The 14748-nt window shown below is 68.9% G+C and carries 11 protein-coding genes; 7 read left to right on the top strand and 4 right to left on the bottom strand.

All coding sequences use genetic code 11. The features are described from left to right. Positions 1-2 precede the first annotated feature (2 nt). Positions 3-2585 carry a cyanophycin synthetase gene (gene cphA / locus GT347_RS07500; protein WP_160551367.1) on the top strand — a complete coding sequence of 861 codons (2583 nt, stop codon included), beginning with the start codon at positions 3-5 and terminating at the stop codon, positions 2583-2585. Positions 2586-2658: 73 nt separating this feature from the next. Next, complete coding sequence (locus tag GT347_RS07495) at positions 2659-3072, top strand: acyl-CoA thioesterase (RefSeq protein ID WP_160555257.1); 414 nt, start codon at positions 2659-2661, stop codon at positions 3070-3072. Here the strand turns inward: GT347_RS07495 and GT347_RS07490 are convergent. After that, on the bottom strand, positions 3069-4895 hold the full coding sequence (locus tag GT347_RS07490) for an acyl-CoA dehydrogenase (RefSeq protein ID WP_160551366.1): 1827 nt from the start codon (positions 4893-4895) through the stop codon (positions 3069-3071). The genes GT347_RS07495 and GT347_RS07490 overlap by 4 nt on opposite strands. Here GT347_RS07490 and GT347_RS07485 point away from each other — a divergent pair. Continuing rightward, on the top strand, positions 4894-5781 hold the full coding sequence (locus GT347_RS07485) for a GntR family transcriptional regulator (RefSeq protein ID WP_160551365.1): 888 nt from the start codon (positions 4894-4896) through the stop codon (positions 5779-5781). The two genes, GT347_RS07490 and GT347_RS07485, sit on opposite strands and share 2 nt — an antisense overlap. Positions 5782-5784: 3 nt before the next feature. On the opposite strand, the gene GT347_RS07480 is transcribed toward GT347_RS07485, so the two are convergent. From GT347_RS07480 to GT347_RS07470, 3 genes are read right to left on the bottom strand one after another with little or no spacing between them, the layout of a single operon-like run. Next, the gene (locus GT347_RS07480) at positions 5785-6726 is read right to left on the bottom strand and encodes a beta/alpha barrel domain-containing protein (RefSeq protein ID WP_160551364.1); all 942 of its coding nucleotides are present in this window, start codon (positions 6724-6726) and stop codon (positions 5785-5787) included. Between the two features lie 4 nt (positions 6727-6730). Then, positions 6731-7978: a CaiB/BaiF CoA transferase family protein gene (locus GT347_RS07475; RefSeq protein ID WP_229722782.1), complete on the bottom strand. Its 1248-nt coding sequence runs from the start codon at positions 7976-7978 to the stop codon at positions 6731-6733. Next, a complete protein-coding gene (locus tag GT347_RS07470; protein WP_160551362.1) occupies positions 7975-8943 on the bottom strand; it encodes a Bug family tripartite tricarboxylate transporter substrate binding protein in 969 nt (322 codons plus the stop codon). The genes GT347_RS07475 and GT347_RS07470 overlap by 4 nt, the downstream gene beginning before the upstream one ends. A gap of 153 nt (positions 8944-9096) precedes the next feature. Between GT347_RS07470 and GT347_RS07465 the strand changes: the two genes are divergently transcribed. The 4 genes from GT347_RS07465 (at position 9097) to ubiE (ending at position 14711) form a co-directional block, all read left to right on the top strand. Beyond that, on the top strand, positions 9097-13011 hold the full coding sequence (locus GT347_RS07465) for a DUF3683 domain-containing protein (protein WP_160551361.1): 3915 nt from the start codon (positions 9097-9099) through the stop codon (positions 13009-13011). Between the two features lie 11 nt (positions 13012-13022). After that, positions 13023-13493: an HIT family protein gene (locus GT347_RS07460; protein ID WP_229722781.1), complete on the top strand. Its 471-nt coding sequence runs from the start codon at positions 13023-13025 to the stop codon at positions 13491-13493. Beyond that, on the top strand, positions 13493-13888 hold the full coding sequence (locus GT347_RS07455; RefSeq protein ID WP_160551360.1) for a gamma-butyrobetaine hydroxylase-like domain-containing protein: 396 nt from the start codon (positions 13493-13495) through the stop codon (positions 13886-13888). The genes GT347_RS07460 and GT347_RS07455 overlap by 1 nt, the downstream gene beginning before the upstream one ends. Before the next feature lie 91 nt (positions 13889-13979). After that, positions 13980-14711, top strand: coding sequence for a bifunctional demethylmenaquinone methyltransferase/2-methoxy-6-polyprenyl-1,4-benzoquinol methylase UbiE (ubiE, locus tag GT347_RS07450; RefSeq protein ID WP_160551359.1), 732 nt, complete (start codon positions 13980-13982; stop codon positions 14709-14711). The last annotated feature ends 37 nt before the right edge of the window (positions 14712-14748 follow it).

The raw sequence follows: 14748 nt of genomic DNA, 5'->3' as shown, positions 1-14748 counted from the left end.
TCATGGAAATCTCCCGCATTCGCGCCCTGCGCGGCCCCAATCTTTGGAGCCGCAACACCTCGATCGAGGCCATCGTCACCTGTCCGGTGGAACGCTGCGGCCTGGACCATGTGCCCGGCTTCGAGCCCCGGCTGCGCGCCCGTTTCCCCGAGGTCGGCGCGCTGCGCCATGCGGGGCAGGACGAGCCGGTGTCGCTGGCCGGCGTGCTGGGCTTTGCCGCGCTGGCGCTGCAGGCGCAGGCCGGCTGCCCGGTGAGTTTCTGCCGCATCGCCGGCACACCCGAGCCGGGCGTGCATCAGGTCGTCGTGCAATACAGTGAGGAAGCCGTGGGCCGCCGCGCCCTGGCGCTGGCGCTGCAGCTGGTGCAGGCGGCGATCGCCGACGAGCCCTTCGACGCGGCCGCCGCCGTGCTGGAGCTGCGCGAGCTGGACGAATCCGAGCGCCTGGGCCCGAGCACCGGCTGCATCGTCGATGCCGCGGTGGCGCGCGGCATTCCCTTCCGGCGCCTGACCACCGGCAGCCTGGTGCAGTTCGGCTGGGGCGTGCGCCAGCGCCGCATCCAGGCCGCCGAGATCGACAGCACCAGCGCCGTGTCCGAGGCCATCGCCCAGGACAAGGACCTCACCAAGAAACTGCTGCATGCCGCAGGCGTGCCGGTGCCGCTGGGCAAGCCGGTGCGCAACGCCGAAGAGGGCTGGACTGTGGCCTGCGAGATCGGCCTGCCGGTGGTGGTCAAGCCGCAGGACGGTAACCAGGGCAAGGGCGTCACCGTCAACCTGGTCGATCGCGAGCACATGGACATCGCCTTCAAGGCCGCCGCCGAATACGGCGACGTGATCGTCGAGCGTTTCCTGCCCGGCTACGACTTCCGCCTGCTGGTGGTCGGCAACAAGCTGGTGGCGGCCTCGCGGCGCGATCCGCCGCAGGTGATCGGCGACGGCGTGCACACCGTGCGCGAGCTGGTCGAGGAGGTCAACCGCGACCCGCGCCGCGGCGACGGCCATGCCACCGCGCTCACCCGCATCAAGTTCGACGACATCGCCGTGCTGCGCCTGTCCACGCAGGGGCTGGTGCCCGAGTCGGTGCCGGACAAGGGCCGGCGCGTGATCCTGCGCAACAACGCCAACCTGTCCACCGGCGGCACCGCCACCGACGTGACCGACGACGTGCATCCGGAAGTCTCGGCGCGCGCCATCGCGGCGGCGCAGATGGTCGGCCTGCACATCTGCGGCGTGGACGTGGTCTGCGAGACCGTGCTGCGCCCGCTCGAAGAGCAGAGCGGCGGCATCGTCGAGGTCAATGCCGCGCCCGGCCTGCGCATGCACCTGTCGCCTTCCTACGGTAAGCCGCGTGCGGTCGGCGAGGCGGTGATCGCCGAGATGTTCGCCAGCGGCGACGACGGCCGCATCCCGGTGGTGGCCGTCACCGGCACCAACGGCAAGACCACCACCACCCGGCTCATCACCCACATCCTGGCCAGCGACGGCCTGGCCGTGGGCATGACCAACACCGACGGCGTCTACGTGGACGGCCGCCAGACCGACAGCGGCGACTGCAGCGGCCCCAAGAGCGCCCGCAACGTGCTGATGCATCCCGAGGTGGAGGCAGCGGTCTTTGAGGTGGCGCGCGGCGGCGTGCTGCGCGAGGGCCTGGGTTTCGACCGCTGCCAGGTGGCGGTGGTGACCAACATCGGCGCGGGCGACCACCTGGGCCTGAACTACATCACCACGGTCGAGGACTTGGCGGTGCTGAAACGCGTGATCGTGCAGAACGTGGCGCCGCAGGGCTATGCGGTGCTGAACGCGGCCGACCCCATCGTCGCCGGCATGGCGGCGAACTGCCCGGGCCAGGTGATCTATTTCGCGGCCGACCGGGGCCATCCGGTGATGTCAAAGCACCGCGCCCAGGGACACCGCACCGTCTACATCGACGGCGATGTGCTGGTGGCCCATGAGAACTCCTGGCGCGAGAGCATCCCCCTGCGCGACATCCCGATCACCCGCGGCGGCGCCATCGGCTTCCAGGTCGAGAACGTGATGGCCTCGGTGGCCGCCGCCTGGGCGCTGGGCACCTCCTGGGACGTGATCCGCAGCGGCCTGGCCAGCTTCAGCAGCGACGCGGCCACGGTGCCGGGCCGCTTCAACCTGATGGACTACCGCGGCGCCACCGTGATCGCCGACTACGGCCACAACCCCGACGCGATGCGCGCCCTGACCCAGGCGGTCGAGGCCCTGCCGGGCAAGCGCCGCTCGGTGGTGATCAGCGGTGCCGGCGACCGGCGCGACGAGGACATCCGCGAGCAGACCGAGATCCTGGGCGCCGTCTTCGACGACGTGCTGCTGTACCAGGACGCCGCCCAGCGCGGCCGGGCCGACGGCGAGGTGATGGCGCTGCTGCGCGAGGGACTCCGGGGGGCTTCGCGTACCCGCCACGTCGAGGAGATCCGCGGCGAGTTCGTGGCGATCGACACCGCGCTGGAGCGCCTGCAGCCGGGCGATCTCTGCCTGGTGCTGGTGGACCAGGTGGACGAGGCCCTGGCGCATCTGGCCAGCCGCATCGCCGAGGCGGGCAAGCAGGCGGCTTGAGTCTGGGCAAGAGCCGCTCGTGTCCCCACGTCCCGCCCCCACCCGTCTGGCCGACTACCCGGTGACGCGCCGCATGGCGACCCGCTGGATGGATAACGACGTCTACGGTCATGTCAACAACGTCGTGTACTACAGCTACTTCGACACCGCGGTGAATGCCTACCTGATGGAGCAGGGCGCACTGGACCCGTCTGCCAGCGCAGGCACCATCGGGCTGGTGGTGGAGACGCAGTGCGCGTACTTCGCCCCGGTCAGTTTTCCCGAGGAGTTGATCGTGGGCCTGCGGGTGGCGCACCTGGGCACCAGCAGCGTGCGCTACGAGCTGGCGGTGTTCGGGGGCAATGCCGACAGCGCCGCCGCCCAGGGCCACTTTGTGCATGTGTACGTGAATGGCGCCACGCGGCGGCCGGTGCGGGCGCTGCCGGACGCGCTGCGCGCGGCGCTGGAGCCGCTGCGCCACGCACCGAGCGCCGCAGCCTCAGCCTAGAAAAGCGCGGCGGGCAGCGCCTGCATGCTGGCCGCGCCGGCCACGACCTGCCGGCGCAGGGCGGCCGTGCGCGGCAGCAGGTGCGTGGCGAAGAAACGCGCCGTGGCGATCTTGGCTTGCAGGTAGTCGCGATCCGCCGCCGCATCGCCAGACAGCCCCCGCCGCGCCGCCAGCTGCAGCCGGGCCAGCTGCCAGCCCGAAACCAGCAGGCCGGCCAGCATCAGGTAGGGCACCGAGCCGGCATAGGCCGCGTTGGGGTCGGTCTTGCCGTGGGCCAGCATGAAGTCCACCACCTCCAGGAAATCCTCCCGCGCCATCCGCAGACCCTGGCGGGTCTGCGCTTCTGCCGGGTCTGCCGACTGCGCCAGTTCTTCCTCGGTCGCCTCGATGTCCGCCGCCAGCAGCCGGGCCTGCGCGCCGCCGTCGCGCAAGGTCTTGCGGCCCAGCAGGTCGTTGGCCTGGATGGCGGTGGTGCCTTCGTAGATGGTCAGGATGCGGGCGTCGCGCAGGTGCTGGGCCGCGCCGGTCTCCTCGATGAAACCCATGCCGCCATGCACCTGCACGCCCAGCGAGGCACTCTCGTTGCCAGCCTCGGTGGCGAAGCCCTTGACCAGCGGCACCAGGAATTCGTAGCGTGCCTGCGCACCGGCCCGCTCCTGCGCATCGGGCGTGCGGTGGGCCAGGTCGCAGGCGCCGGCCGCCAGCAGGGCCATGGCGCGGCAGCCCTCGGTGAGCGCGCGCATGGTCATCAGCATGCGCCGCACGTCGGGATGGGCCACGATGGGCACCGCTTCCGCGCAAGAGCCATCGACCGGCCGGCCCTGCACCCGCTCGCGCGCATAGGCCAGCGCCTGCTGGAAGGCCCGCTCGCCGATCGCCACGCCCTGCAGGCCGACGGCGAAACGGGCCGCGTTCATCATCACGAACATGGTTTCCAGTCCGCGGTTCAACTCGCCCACCAGGTAGCCGACGGCGCCCGGCCCCTGCGTGTCGGCGATGCTGCCCGCCAGACCGCCGCCGAAGGCCAGCACGGCGGTGGGCGAGGCCTGGATGCCCAGCTTGTGTTCGATGCCGGTGCAGGCCACGTCGTTGCGCTGCCCGGGCCGGCCGTCCTGGTCCGGCAGGAACTTCGGCACCAGGAACAGGCTGATGCCCTTGACCCCGGCCGGCGCGCCGGCCGCCCGGGCCAGCACCAGATGCACGATGTTCTCCGCCATGTCGTGCTCGCCGTAGGTGATGAATATCTTGGTGCCGGCGATGCGCCAGCGGCCATCGGCCTGCGGTTCGGCCCGGCTGCGCACCTGGGCGAGGTCGCTGCCCGCCTGCGGCTCGGTGAGGTTCATGGTGCCGGTCCAGCGGCCTTCGACCAGCGGCGGCAGCCAGGTGTTCTTCAGTTCCTCGCTGCCCGCGGCCAGCAGCGCCTCGATCGCGCCGTCCGACAGCATGGGGCAGAGGGCGAAGCTGAGGCTGGCCGCGTGGACCATCTCGGCGCAGGCCGCGGCCAGCGCTTTCGGCAGGGCCTGTCCGCCGTAGGCCGCAGGATGCTGCAGGCCTTGCCAGCCGCCCGCTGCGAATTGCGCGAAGGCGGCGGCGAAGCCCGGCGTGGTGCGGACCTCGCCGTGCTGCCAGCGGCTGGGCGCGAGATCGCCCGGGCGGTTGAGCGGCGCGATCACCTCCTGCGCCAGCCGGGCGCATTCGCCGAGCACGGCGGCGGCGGTGTCCAGCCCGCAGTCCTCGCCGCCGGGCAGGGCGGCCAGGCGCTCCAGGCCGGCCAGCTGCTCCAGGGCGAACAGCAGGTCCTTCACGGGTGCGGTGTAAGTCATGCCTGAAATGTCTCCCGAATATGCATTGGATAAATCGCGGTGGGCGCCGGCTAAAATCTGCCGCCCTGCCCGTCAATACTTGCCCGAGCCGAATGTGACCGATTCCGATAAGCCGATCGCCGAAGCGCCCGCATTTTCCAGCCAGCACCGCTCGACGCGCTACGGATTACTCGCACAGGCACTCGCCGGCGATATTGCCAGCGGACGATATCCGGTCGGCGCGGTGATTCCCACCGAACAGGTGCTGTGCCAGCGCTATGCGGTCAGCCGCCACACCGTGCGCCAGGCGCTCAACGAACTCAAGAACCAGGGCCTGCTGTCGGCGCAGGCCGGCGTCGGCACGACGGTGCGGGCCAGGCCGCAGTCCGCGCGCTTCTCCAGCGGGCTCGGCGCCATCTCGGAGCTGCTGCAGTTCGTCGGCGAGACACGCATGCGCATCCAGTCGCAGGACGAGGTGCTGGCCGACGCCGAACTGGCTGGACTGCTGCGCTGCGAGCCCGGCCAGGCCTGGCGCGAAATACGCTGCGTGCGTGAAATGCGCGAGGCCGGCGCACCCATCGCATATGTCGTGATGTATATCCGGGCGGAATTCGTGCAGGCCATCGAAGGTTTCCAGACTTTCGAACAGCCGGTTTATGCCATTCTCGAAGAACATTACGGCCTGCGTATTGTCGAAGTGCAGCAGTCGATTGCCGCTGAATTCCTGCCGGCGGATATGGCACAGGCGCTTTGCGCCGAAGCCGGCAGCCCCGCATTGCAGATCGTGCGGCATTTCTCCGATCGCGACGGCCGGGTCATCCAGACCAGCGTCGGTTATTACCCGCATGGCCGCTACCGCCAGCAGAGCACCTTCCGCGCGAGCACCCAGGGCCCGGAGGCGCGCTGAGCCTCATGCCATGGCCTCGGGCATGCGTCGCACCTTCTCGCGGGTGATGCCGTTGGCGGTGTGGCTGCGCGGGGTGACCTGCAGCAACTCGGCCACGTCGGCGGCGGCGGCGATCACGGCCTGCGGATCGATGCCGGTGTCCACGCCCATCAGCTCCAGGTAGCTCACCAGGTCCTCGGTCGGGAAATTGCCCACCGCGCCCATGGCCTGCGGCATGGCGATGCCGCCGCCGATGCCGCAGATCGCACCCTCGATGAAACGCGCGCCGCCCTGCAGCGCCGCCAGGATGTTGCCGGTGGCCATGCCGGCCAGGTTGTGCACGTGAAAGCCCAGCTCGATGTCGGGCAGCAGATCGCCCGCCCGGCTGAACAGCTCGTGGACATGGCGCGGGTCTTCCATGCCCACCGAGCCGGCGAGGTAGAAGCGGCGCATGCCCGCATTGCGGAAGCGCTGCAGCAGGCCCAGCACCGTTTCCTCGGGGATGCGGCCTTCGTAGGGGCACCAGAAACTCATGCCCAGCGCCATCACGAAGCCGCTGCCGCAGCCGTCGGCGATGCGGAAGGCCTCGACGGCTTCATCGACGGCCTTGTCGATCGTCATGTTCTGGTTCCTGGTCAGATAGGCCTGGCTGCAGATGATCAGGCCCAGCATCTCGTCGACCCTGGCGGCGGCCGCGCGCTGCGCGCCGCGTGCGTTGGGCACCAGGCCGCGGTACACCGTGCCCGGCCGCCGCCGGATGCGGGCGAACACCTCCTCGGCATCGGCCAGGTTGGGAATGGCGCGCGGATGGGCGAAGCCGCTCACCTCGATCAGCGGCAGGCCGGCATCGCTCAGGCGGTCGACCAGGCGCACCTTGGTGTCGGTATCGACCGCGCGGGGAAAGCTCTGCAGGCCGTCGCGCGGACAGACCTCGTTGACGGCCACGGAGGAGGGCAGGTTCAGCACGGTCTCAGGCCTCCGCCGGCAGGTCGATGCGGATGCCTTCGGCGGCCAGCTGCGCCTCGGTGAAGCCCAGCCGCTCGATCAGGATCTCGCGGTTGCTCTGGCCGGTGGGCGGCCCCGCATGGCGGATGGCGCCCGGCGTGCGCGAGAGCTTGCCCACCACGTTCTGCATGCGGATGTCGCCCAGCTGCTCGTCGGGCACACCCACGATGTTCTCGCGCGCCCGCACCTGCGGGTCCTCGAAGATCTCGGCCACGTCGTAGACCGGGAAGATGGCGGCCTCGGCGCGCTCGAAGCGGGCCAGCAGGTCGTCGCGGTCGAAATGGGCCATGGCGGCCATCAGGTCTTCGTCCAGCGCCTCGGCGTTCTGCAAGCGCAGGCGGTTGTCGAGATAGCGCGGATCGCGGGCGATCTGCGGCGCTTCCAGGGCGGCGCAGATGCGTTCGAACACCCCCTGCGAGCTGCCGGCGATGGACACGTAATGCCCGTCGCGCGTCGGATAGATGTTGCGCGGCGCCACGAAGGGCAGGCGGCTGCCGGCGCGCTGCTGCACCTTGCCGAGCTGGTCGTAGTTGACGACATGCGGGCCGATCAGCGTGAGCAGGGTTTCGTAGATCGCCAGGTCCACCACCTGGCCGCGGCCGGTCCGGCGCTGCTCGTGCACCGCCGCCAGCGTGAGGAAGGCCGCCATCAGGCCGGTGCTGGCGTCCGCCAGGCCGAAGCCGGGCAGCAGGGGCGGCTGGTCGGGCGTGCCGCTGATGTTGACGTAGCCGGCCATGGCCTCGGCCAGGGTGCCGAAGCCCGGGCGCGGGCTGTAGGGGCCGGTCTGGCCGAAGCCGGTCACCCGCACCAGGATCAGCCGGGGGTTGATGGCGCTCAGCACGTCGTAGCCCAGGCCCCATTTCTCCAGGGTGCCGGGGCGGTAGTTCTCCACCACCACGTCCATCTCCGCGACCAGCTTCTTGACCGCCTCCACGCCCAGGGGCGTGTGCAGGTCCAGCTCCACCGATTGTTTGTTGCGGTTGACGACCTTGAAGTACAGGCCCACGCCGTCCTTGTTGTCGCCCCACATGCGCAGCTCGTCGCCGCGGCCGGGGCGTTCGACCTTGATCACCTCGGCGCCGAAGTCGGCCAGGAACATGGTCGACAGCGGCGCCGCCAGGAAGTTGGAGATGTCCAGCACCTTGAGGCCGGCGAGGGCGCCGGCATGCAGGCCGGCGGAAGCGTTGGAGGTGTCGGTGTTCTGCATGCTCATTCGGCCCGGATGTTGGCTTTGCGGATGAATTCGGTCCAGGCGGGCTCTTCCGTCCGGATGAACTGGGCGAAGGCCTCGGGCGGCATGGCCATGGTCTCCATCTCCAGGCCCTTGATGCGGGTCTGGGCATCGGCCGTCTGCAGGGCCTTGAGCGCGGCGGCGCTCAGCGCCTTGACCGCCTCGGGCGGCGTGCCGGCCGGCGCCAGCAGGCCCCACCAGCCGGTGGCGACCAGGCCGGGAAAGCCGCTCTCGACCAGGGTGGGCACCTCGGGCAGCACATCGACGCGGCTGGCCGAGGTCACTGCGATCGGCCGCAGCTTGCCCGAGCGGATCAGCGGCAGCACGGCGGGCAGGGTGTCGCTGACGAAATCGACCTGGCCGGCCATCAGGTCGGTCAGGCTCTGGTTGCTGCCGCGGTAGGGCACGTGCACCGCCTTGGCGCCGGTGCGGTAGAGGAACATCTCCGAGGCCAGGTGAGTGATGGTGCCGATGCCGGAGGAGCCGTAGCTCAGCGACTTCTCCTTGCTGCGCGCGATCAGTTCGGCCGCCGTCTTCGGCGCCTGCGGCGTGTTGGCCACCACCATCACGAAGGGCGAGCGCAGCAGGCCGGCCACCGGCACGAAGTCCTTCATGCGGTACTTCACCACCTGCGGGTTCATGGCCGGGCTGGCGATCATGGTGCCGTTGGCGCCCAGCACCAGGGTGTAGCCGTCGGGCGGGGCATGCGCGGCCAGGTCCATGCCCAGCACGCCGCCGGCGCCGGGCCGGTTGTCCACATAGACCGACTGGCCCAGTGCCTCGCTCATGCCGGGCTCCAGCATGCGGGCGATGGTGTCGCTGCCGGTGCCGGGTGCGGTGGTGACGATCAGGCGGATCTGCTGCTGGGGAAAGGGCTGGGCCGCCACGGCAACGCCTGGCAAGGCGCAGGCGGCGAGGGCCAGGCCCAGGCTGAGGGCTCGAATCATGGCGCTTTGTCTCCTTGTGATGGAGGCCATGCTAGCACTTTGTACGTACATTCGGACTAGGCGAAAACCCAAACAAAACCCCCCAAAACAGCCCGCCCCAAAGCGTTTCCTAGAATACCCACCCCCACGAAGCCCAAAAAAGACCCCCAAAACATGAACGCCCCCATTGCGGCAGCCACGCTGCTGGCAAATGCGGACACGCCCGCCCGCCTGCGCGAGATTCCGTACAACTACACCTCGTTCTCCGACCGCGAGATCGTGATCCGCCTGCTCGGCGCCCCCGCCTGGGACGTGCTGCAGCAGCTGCGCGCCGAACGCCAGACCGGCCGCTCCGCCCGCATGCTCTACGAGATCCTGGGCGACATCTGGGTGGTGCAGCGCAACCCCTACCTGCAGGACGACCTGCTGGACAACCCCAAGCGCCGCGGACAGCTGGTCGAGGCCCTGCGCCACCGCCTGGCCGAGGTCGGCAAGCGCCGCACCCCCATCACCGACGCGGGCCGCGACACCCTGGTGGGCGAACTGCTGCAGGGCATCGAATACGCCATCGCCTCCTTCGCCAAGGACTTCGACGCCGTCGCCGCCCTGCGCAAGCAGGCGCAGCGCAGCCTGGGCCGCCTGACCGCCAAGGACAACATCAAGTTCGACGGCCTGTCGCGTGTCTCGCACGTGACCGACGCCACCGACTGGCGCGTGGAATATCCCTTCGTGGTGCTCACCCCCGACACCGAGGCCGAGATGGCCATGCTGGTCAAGGGCTGCATCGAACTGGGCCTGACCATCATCCCGCGCGGCGGCGGCACCGGCTACACCGGCGGCGCCATCCCGCTGACCTGGAAGAGCGCGGTGATCAACACCGAGAAGCTCGACCAGATGACCGAGGTCGAGATGCGCGCGCTGCCGGGCGTGGACCATCCCGTGCCCACCATCTGGACCGGCGCGGGTGTGGTCACCCAGCGGGTGTCGGACGCGGCCGAGCGCGGCGGCTTCGTCTTCGCGGTGGACCCGACCTCGGCCGAGGCCTCCTGCGTGGGCGGCAACGTGGCCATGAACGCGGGCGGCAAGAAAGCGGTGCTGTGGGGCACGGCGCTGGACAACCTGGCTTCCTGGCGCATGGTCACGCCCGAATCGCAGTGGCTGGAAGTGACCCGCATCGGCCACAACCTGGGCAAGATCCACGACGCCGAAGAGGCGGTCTTCGAGCTGCAGTACTTCGAGGCCGACGGCCGCACGCCGATCCGCAGCGAGCGGCTGACGATCCCCGGCAAGACCTTCCGCAAGGAAGGCCTGGGCAAGGACGTGACCGACAAGTTCCTCTCCGGCCTGCCGGGCATCCAGAAGGAGGGCTGCGACGGCCTGATCACCAGCGCGCGCTGGGTGGTGCACCGCATGCCCGAACACGTGCGCACCGTCTGCCTGGAGTTCTTCGGCAACGCCAAGGACGCGGTGCCCAGCATCGTCGAGATCAAGGACTACATGTTCGCCGAGCAGAAGCGCTCCGGCGTGCTGCTGGCGGGCCTGGAACACCTGGACGACCGCTACCTGAAGGCGGTGGGCTACGCCACCAAGAGCAAGCACCACGGCGGCCTGCCGAAGATGGTGCTGTTCGGCGACATCGTGGGCGACAAGCCCGACGACGTGGCGCGTGTCACCTCGGAAGTGGTGCGCATCGCCAACTCGCGCAGCGGCGAGGGCTTCATCGCCATCAGCGCCGAGGCACGCAAGAAGTTCTGGCTGGACAGGAAGCGCACGGCGGCCATCAGCCGCCACACCAACGCCTTCAAGATCAACGAAGACGTGGTGATCCCGCTGCCGCGCATGGCCGAATACACCGACGGCATCGAGCGCATCAACATCGAGCTGTCGCTGCGCAACAAGCTGGCGCTGGCCGATGCCCTGGAAGCCTTCTTCGAGAAGGGCAATCTGCCGCTGGGCAAGAGCGACGATGCCAACGACATCCCGTCCGCCGAGCTGCTGGAAGACCGGGTGGCGCAAGCGCTGGCGCTGGTGCGCGAGGTGAGGACCCAGTGGCAGGGCTGGCATGACGAGGTCGAGACCCTGTTCCCGCAGCTGCAGGACCATTCCCTGCGCGCCAGCTGGCGCACGCAGATCCGCGCTCCGCTGCAGCAGATCTTCAAGGGCGCGGCCTTCGTGCCGCTGCTCGACGAGGTCAACGCGGTGCACCAGAAGGTGTTGAAGGGCCGGGTCTGGGTGGCCCTGCACATGCATGCCGGCGACGGCAACGTGCACACCAACATCCCCGTCAACAGCGACAACTACGACATGCTGCAGACGGCGCACGAGGCCGTCGACCGCATCATGGTGCTGGCGCGCAGCCTCGACGGCGTGATCTCCGGCGAGCATGGCATCGGCATCACCAAGCTGCAGTACCTGAGCGATGCCGAGCTGCGGCCCTTCGCCGATTACAAGCGCCGGGTCGATCCGGAAGGCCGCTTCAACAAGGGCAAGCTGCTGCGCTCCTCGCTGGGCGAAGCGCAGCAGGCCGAGGGCATGGCCCATGCCGACCTGACCGGCAACTTCAGCCTGTCGGCCGACCTGAGCAATGCCTACACGCCGAGCTTCGGCCTGATGGGCCACGAGTCGCTGATCCTGCAGCAGAGCGACATCGGCGCCATCGCCTCGAGCGTGAAGGACTGCCTGCGCTGCGGCAAGTGCAAGCCGGTCTGCGCCACCCATGTGCCGCGCGCCAACCTGCTCTATTCGCCGCGCAACAAGATCCTGGCGACCTCGCTGCTGGTCGAGGCCTTCCTCTACGAGGAGCAGACGCGGCGCGGCGTCAGCATCAAGCACTGGGAGGAGTTCGAGGACGTGGCCGACCACTGCACCGTCTGCCACAAGTGCGTCACGCCCTGCCCGGTGAACATCGACTTCGGCGACGTCTCGATGAACATGCGCAACCTGCTGCGCAAGATGGGGCAGAAGAGCTTCCGGCCCGGCAACGCGGCGGCCATGATGTTCCTCAACGCCACCAATCCCGAGACCATCAAGCTGGTGCGCGGCGCCATGGTGGGCGTGGGCTTCAAGGCCCAGCGCCTGGCCAACAACGTGCTGCGCGGCTTTGCCAGCGCGCAGGTGAAGGCGCCGCCGGCGACGGTGGGCACCGCGCCGATCCGCGAGCAGATCGTGCACTTCATCAACAAGAAGATGCCGGGCAACCTGCCCAAGAAGACGGCGCGCGCGCTGCTCGACATCGAGGACCGCAACTACGTGCCCATCATCCGCGACCCGCGGGCGACGAGCGCGGAGACCGAGGCCGTCTTCTACTTCCCCGGCTGCGGCTCCGAGCGCCTGTTCAGCCAGGTCGGGCTGGCCACCCAGGCCATGCTCTGGCATGCCGGCGTGCAGACGGTGCTGCCGCCGGGCTACCTGTGCTGCGGCTATCCGCAGAAGGGCAGCGGCCAGTTCGACGCGGCCGACAAGATCATCACCGACAACCGGGTGTTGTTCCACCGCGTGGCCAACACGCTGAACTACCTCGACATCAAGACGGTGGTGGTCAGCTGCGGCACCTGCTACGACCAGCTGCAGGGCTACGAGTTCGAAAAGATCTTCCCCGGCTGCCGCATCATCGACATCCACGAGTACCTGCTGGAGAAGGGCATCACCCTCGAAGCCGGCGGCGCCTATCTCTACCACGACCCCTGCCACACGCCGATGAAGCTGCAGGACCCGATGAAGACGGTCAAGGCCCTGGTGGGCGACAACGTGCTCAAGAACGAGCGCTGCTGCGGCGAGTCCGGCACCTTCGGCGTGACCCGGCCGGACATCTCCACCCAGGTGCGTTTCCGCAAGCAGGAAGAGCTGCAGAAGGGCGAGGCCGCGCTCAAGGCCCAGGCGGGGCTGCCGGCCAATGCGGACCTGAAGATCCTCACCAGCTGCCCCAGCTGCCTGCAGGGCCTGTCGCGCTACCGCGCCGACCTGAGCAGCGGCCTGCTCGAAGCCGACTACATCGTGGTCGAGATGGCGCGCAAGATCCTGGGCGAGGACTGGATGCAGACCTATGTGACCAACGCGAACCGCGGCGGCATCGAACGCGTGCTGGTGTGACGGGAGACCCTGTGAGCGAAGCGAAGAAAGTGCCCGGCTGCGTGCTGTGCGAAGGCGAGGGCGGCGTGCCGGTGTGGAGCGGCCCGCGTTTCCGGCTGATCCGCACCGAGGAGGCGCCGGGCTTCCCGGCCTTCTACCGCGTGGTCTGGCTGGACCATGTGGCCGAGTTCTCCGACCTGTCGGTGGCCGACCGGGCGCTGTGCATGGAGGCCGTTGCGCTGTGCGAGAAGGTGCTGCGCAGCGAGCTGCGGCCCGACAAGATCAACCTGGCCGCGCTCGGCAACATGACGCCGCATCTGCACTGGCATGTGGTGGCGCGTTTCGAGGACGACAGCCATTTCCCCGCGCCGCTCTGGGCCCAGCCCCAGCGCGAACGCGATACCGCGCACGAGTCCGCGCTGGCACGCCGGCTGCCCGCCGTCGATGCCGCGCTGGCCGCGCGCTTCGCCGCCAGCTTCGCTCAGGCCGCCTTGCCCTTCTGATGAAAACACCTACCGCGATCACCCTGCACGCCAAGTCGCGTGTGCTGGAACTGGCCTTCGGCGAAGGGGAGGTGTTCCGCCTGCCCTTCGAGCTGCTGCGCGTGTATTCGCCCTCGGCCGAAGTGCAGGGCCATGGCCCCGGCCAGGAGGTGCTGCAGACCGGCAAACGCGAGGTGACCATCGTCGATCTGGAGCCGGTCGGCCACTACGCCATCAAGCCCAGCTTCTCCGACGGGCATGCCTCGGGCCTCTATACCTGGGACTATCTCTACGAGCTCGGCAGCCAGCAGGACGCGTACTGGAAACGCTACGAGCAACGCCTGGCCGAGGCGGGCGCGGACCGCGATGCACTCATGGTCGCGCGTTCATCCGGCGGTGGTTCCTGCGGGGTCTGAAGCCGCTGCCAATGGGCATGGGTCCGGGATTCCCGTGACCCTTCGCAGGGTATGCGCCGCGAATGGCACGGCGTGACCTAGCATGTCGCCCATGAGCAGTACCCACTTTGGATTCCAGACAGTCGACGAGCAGGAAAAAGCCCGCCATGTGCGCGGCGTGTTCGACAAGGTCGCCCCCAAATACGACGTCATGAACGACCTGATGTCGGCAGGCCTGCACCGGGCCTGGAAGGCCTACACCGTGCTGGTGGCCGACGTGCGCGAAGGCCACAAGGTGCTCGACATCGCGGGCGGCACCGGCGACATGGCCATGGCCTTCTCGAAGAAGGTCGGCAGCACCGGCGAGGTGGTGCATACCGACATCAACGCCGCCATGCTCTCCACCGGCCGCGACCGGTTGATCGATGCCGGCATCAACCTGCCCACGGCGGTCTGCGATGCGGAACAACTGCCCTTCGGCGACAACCATTTCGACCGCGTCTGCGTGGCCTTCGGCCTGCGCAACATGACCCACAAGGACAAGGCCCTGGCCGAGATGTGCCGCGTGCTCAAGCCCGGCGGCAAGCTGCTGGTGCTGGAGTTCTCGCAGGTCGCACAGCCGCTGCGCAAGGCCTACGACTGGTACTCCTTCAACATCCTCCCCAAGCTGGGCAAGCTGGTGGCCGGCGACGATGCCAGCTACCGCTACCTGGCCGAATCCATCCGCATGCATCCGCCGCAAAAAGAACTCAAGGCGCTCATGCGCAATAGCGGCTTTGGCCATGTGGACTATCACAACATGACCGGTGGCATCGCCGCCCTCCATGTTGGAATCAAGTGCTGACGGGCCGCCAGGCCCGAGCGCACGCACTGCATAAAAA

It is taken from the genome of Xylophilus rhododendri (assembly GCF_009906855.1).
GTDB lineage: Bacteria > Pseudomonadota > Gammaproteobacteria > Burkholderiales > Burkholderiaceae_C > Xylophilus > Xylophilus rhododendri.
Note: the sequence above shows the minus strand (reverse complement) of the source record. Positions and strands in the feature narration are given on the sequence as shown.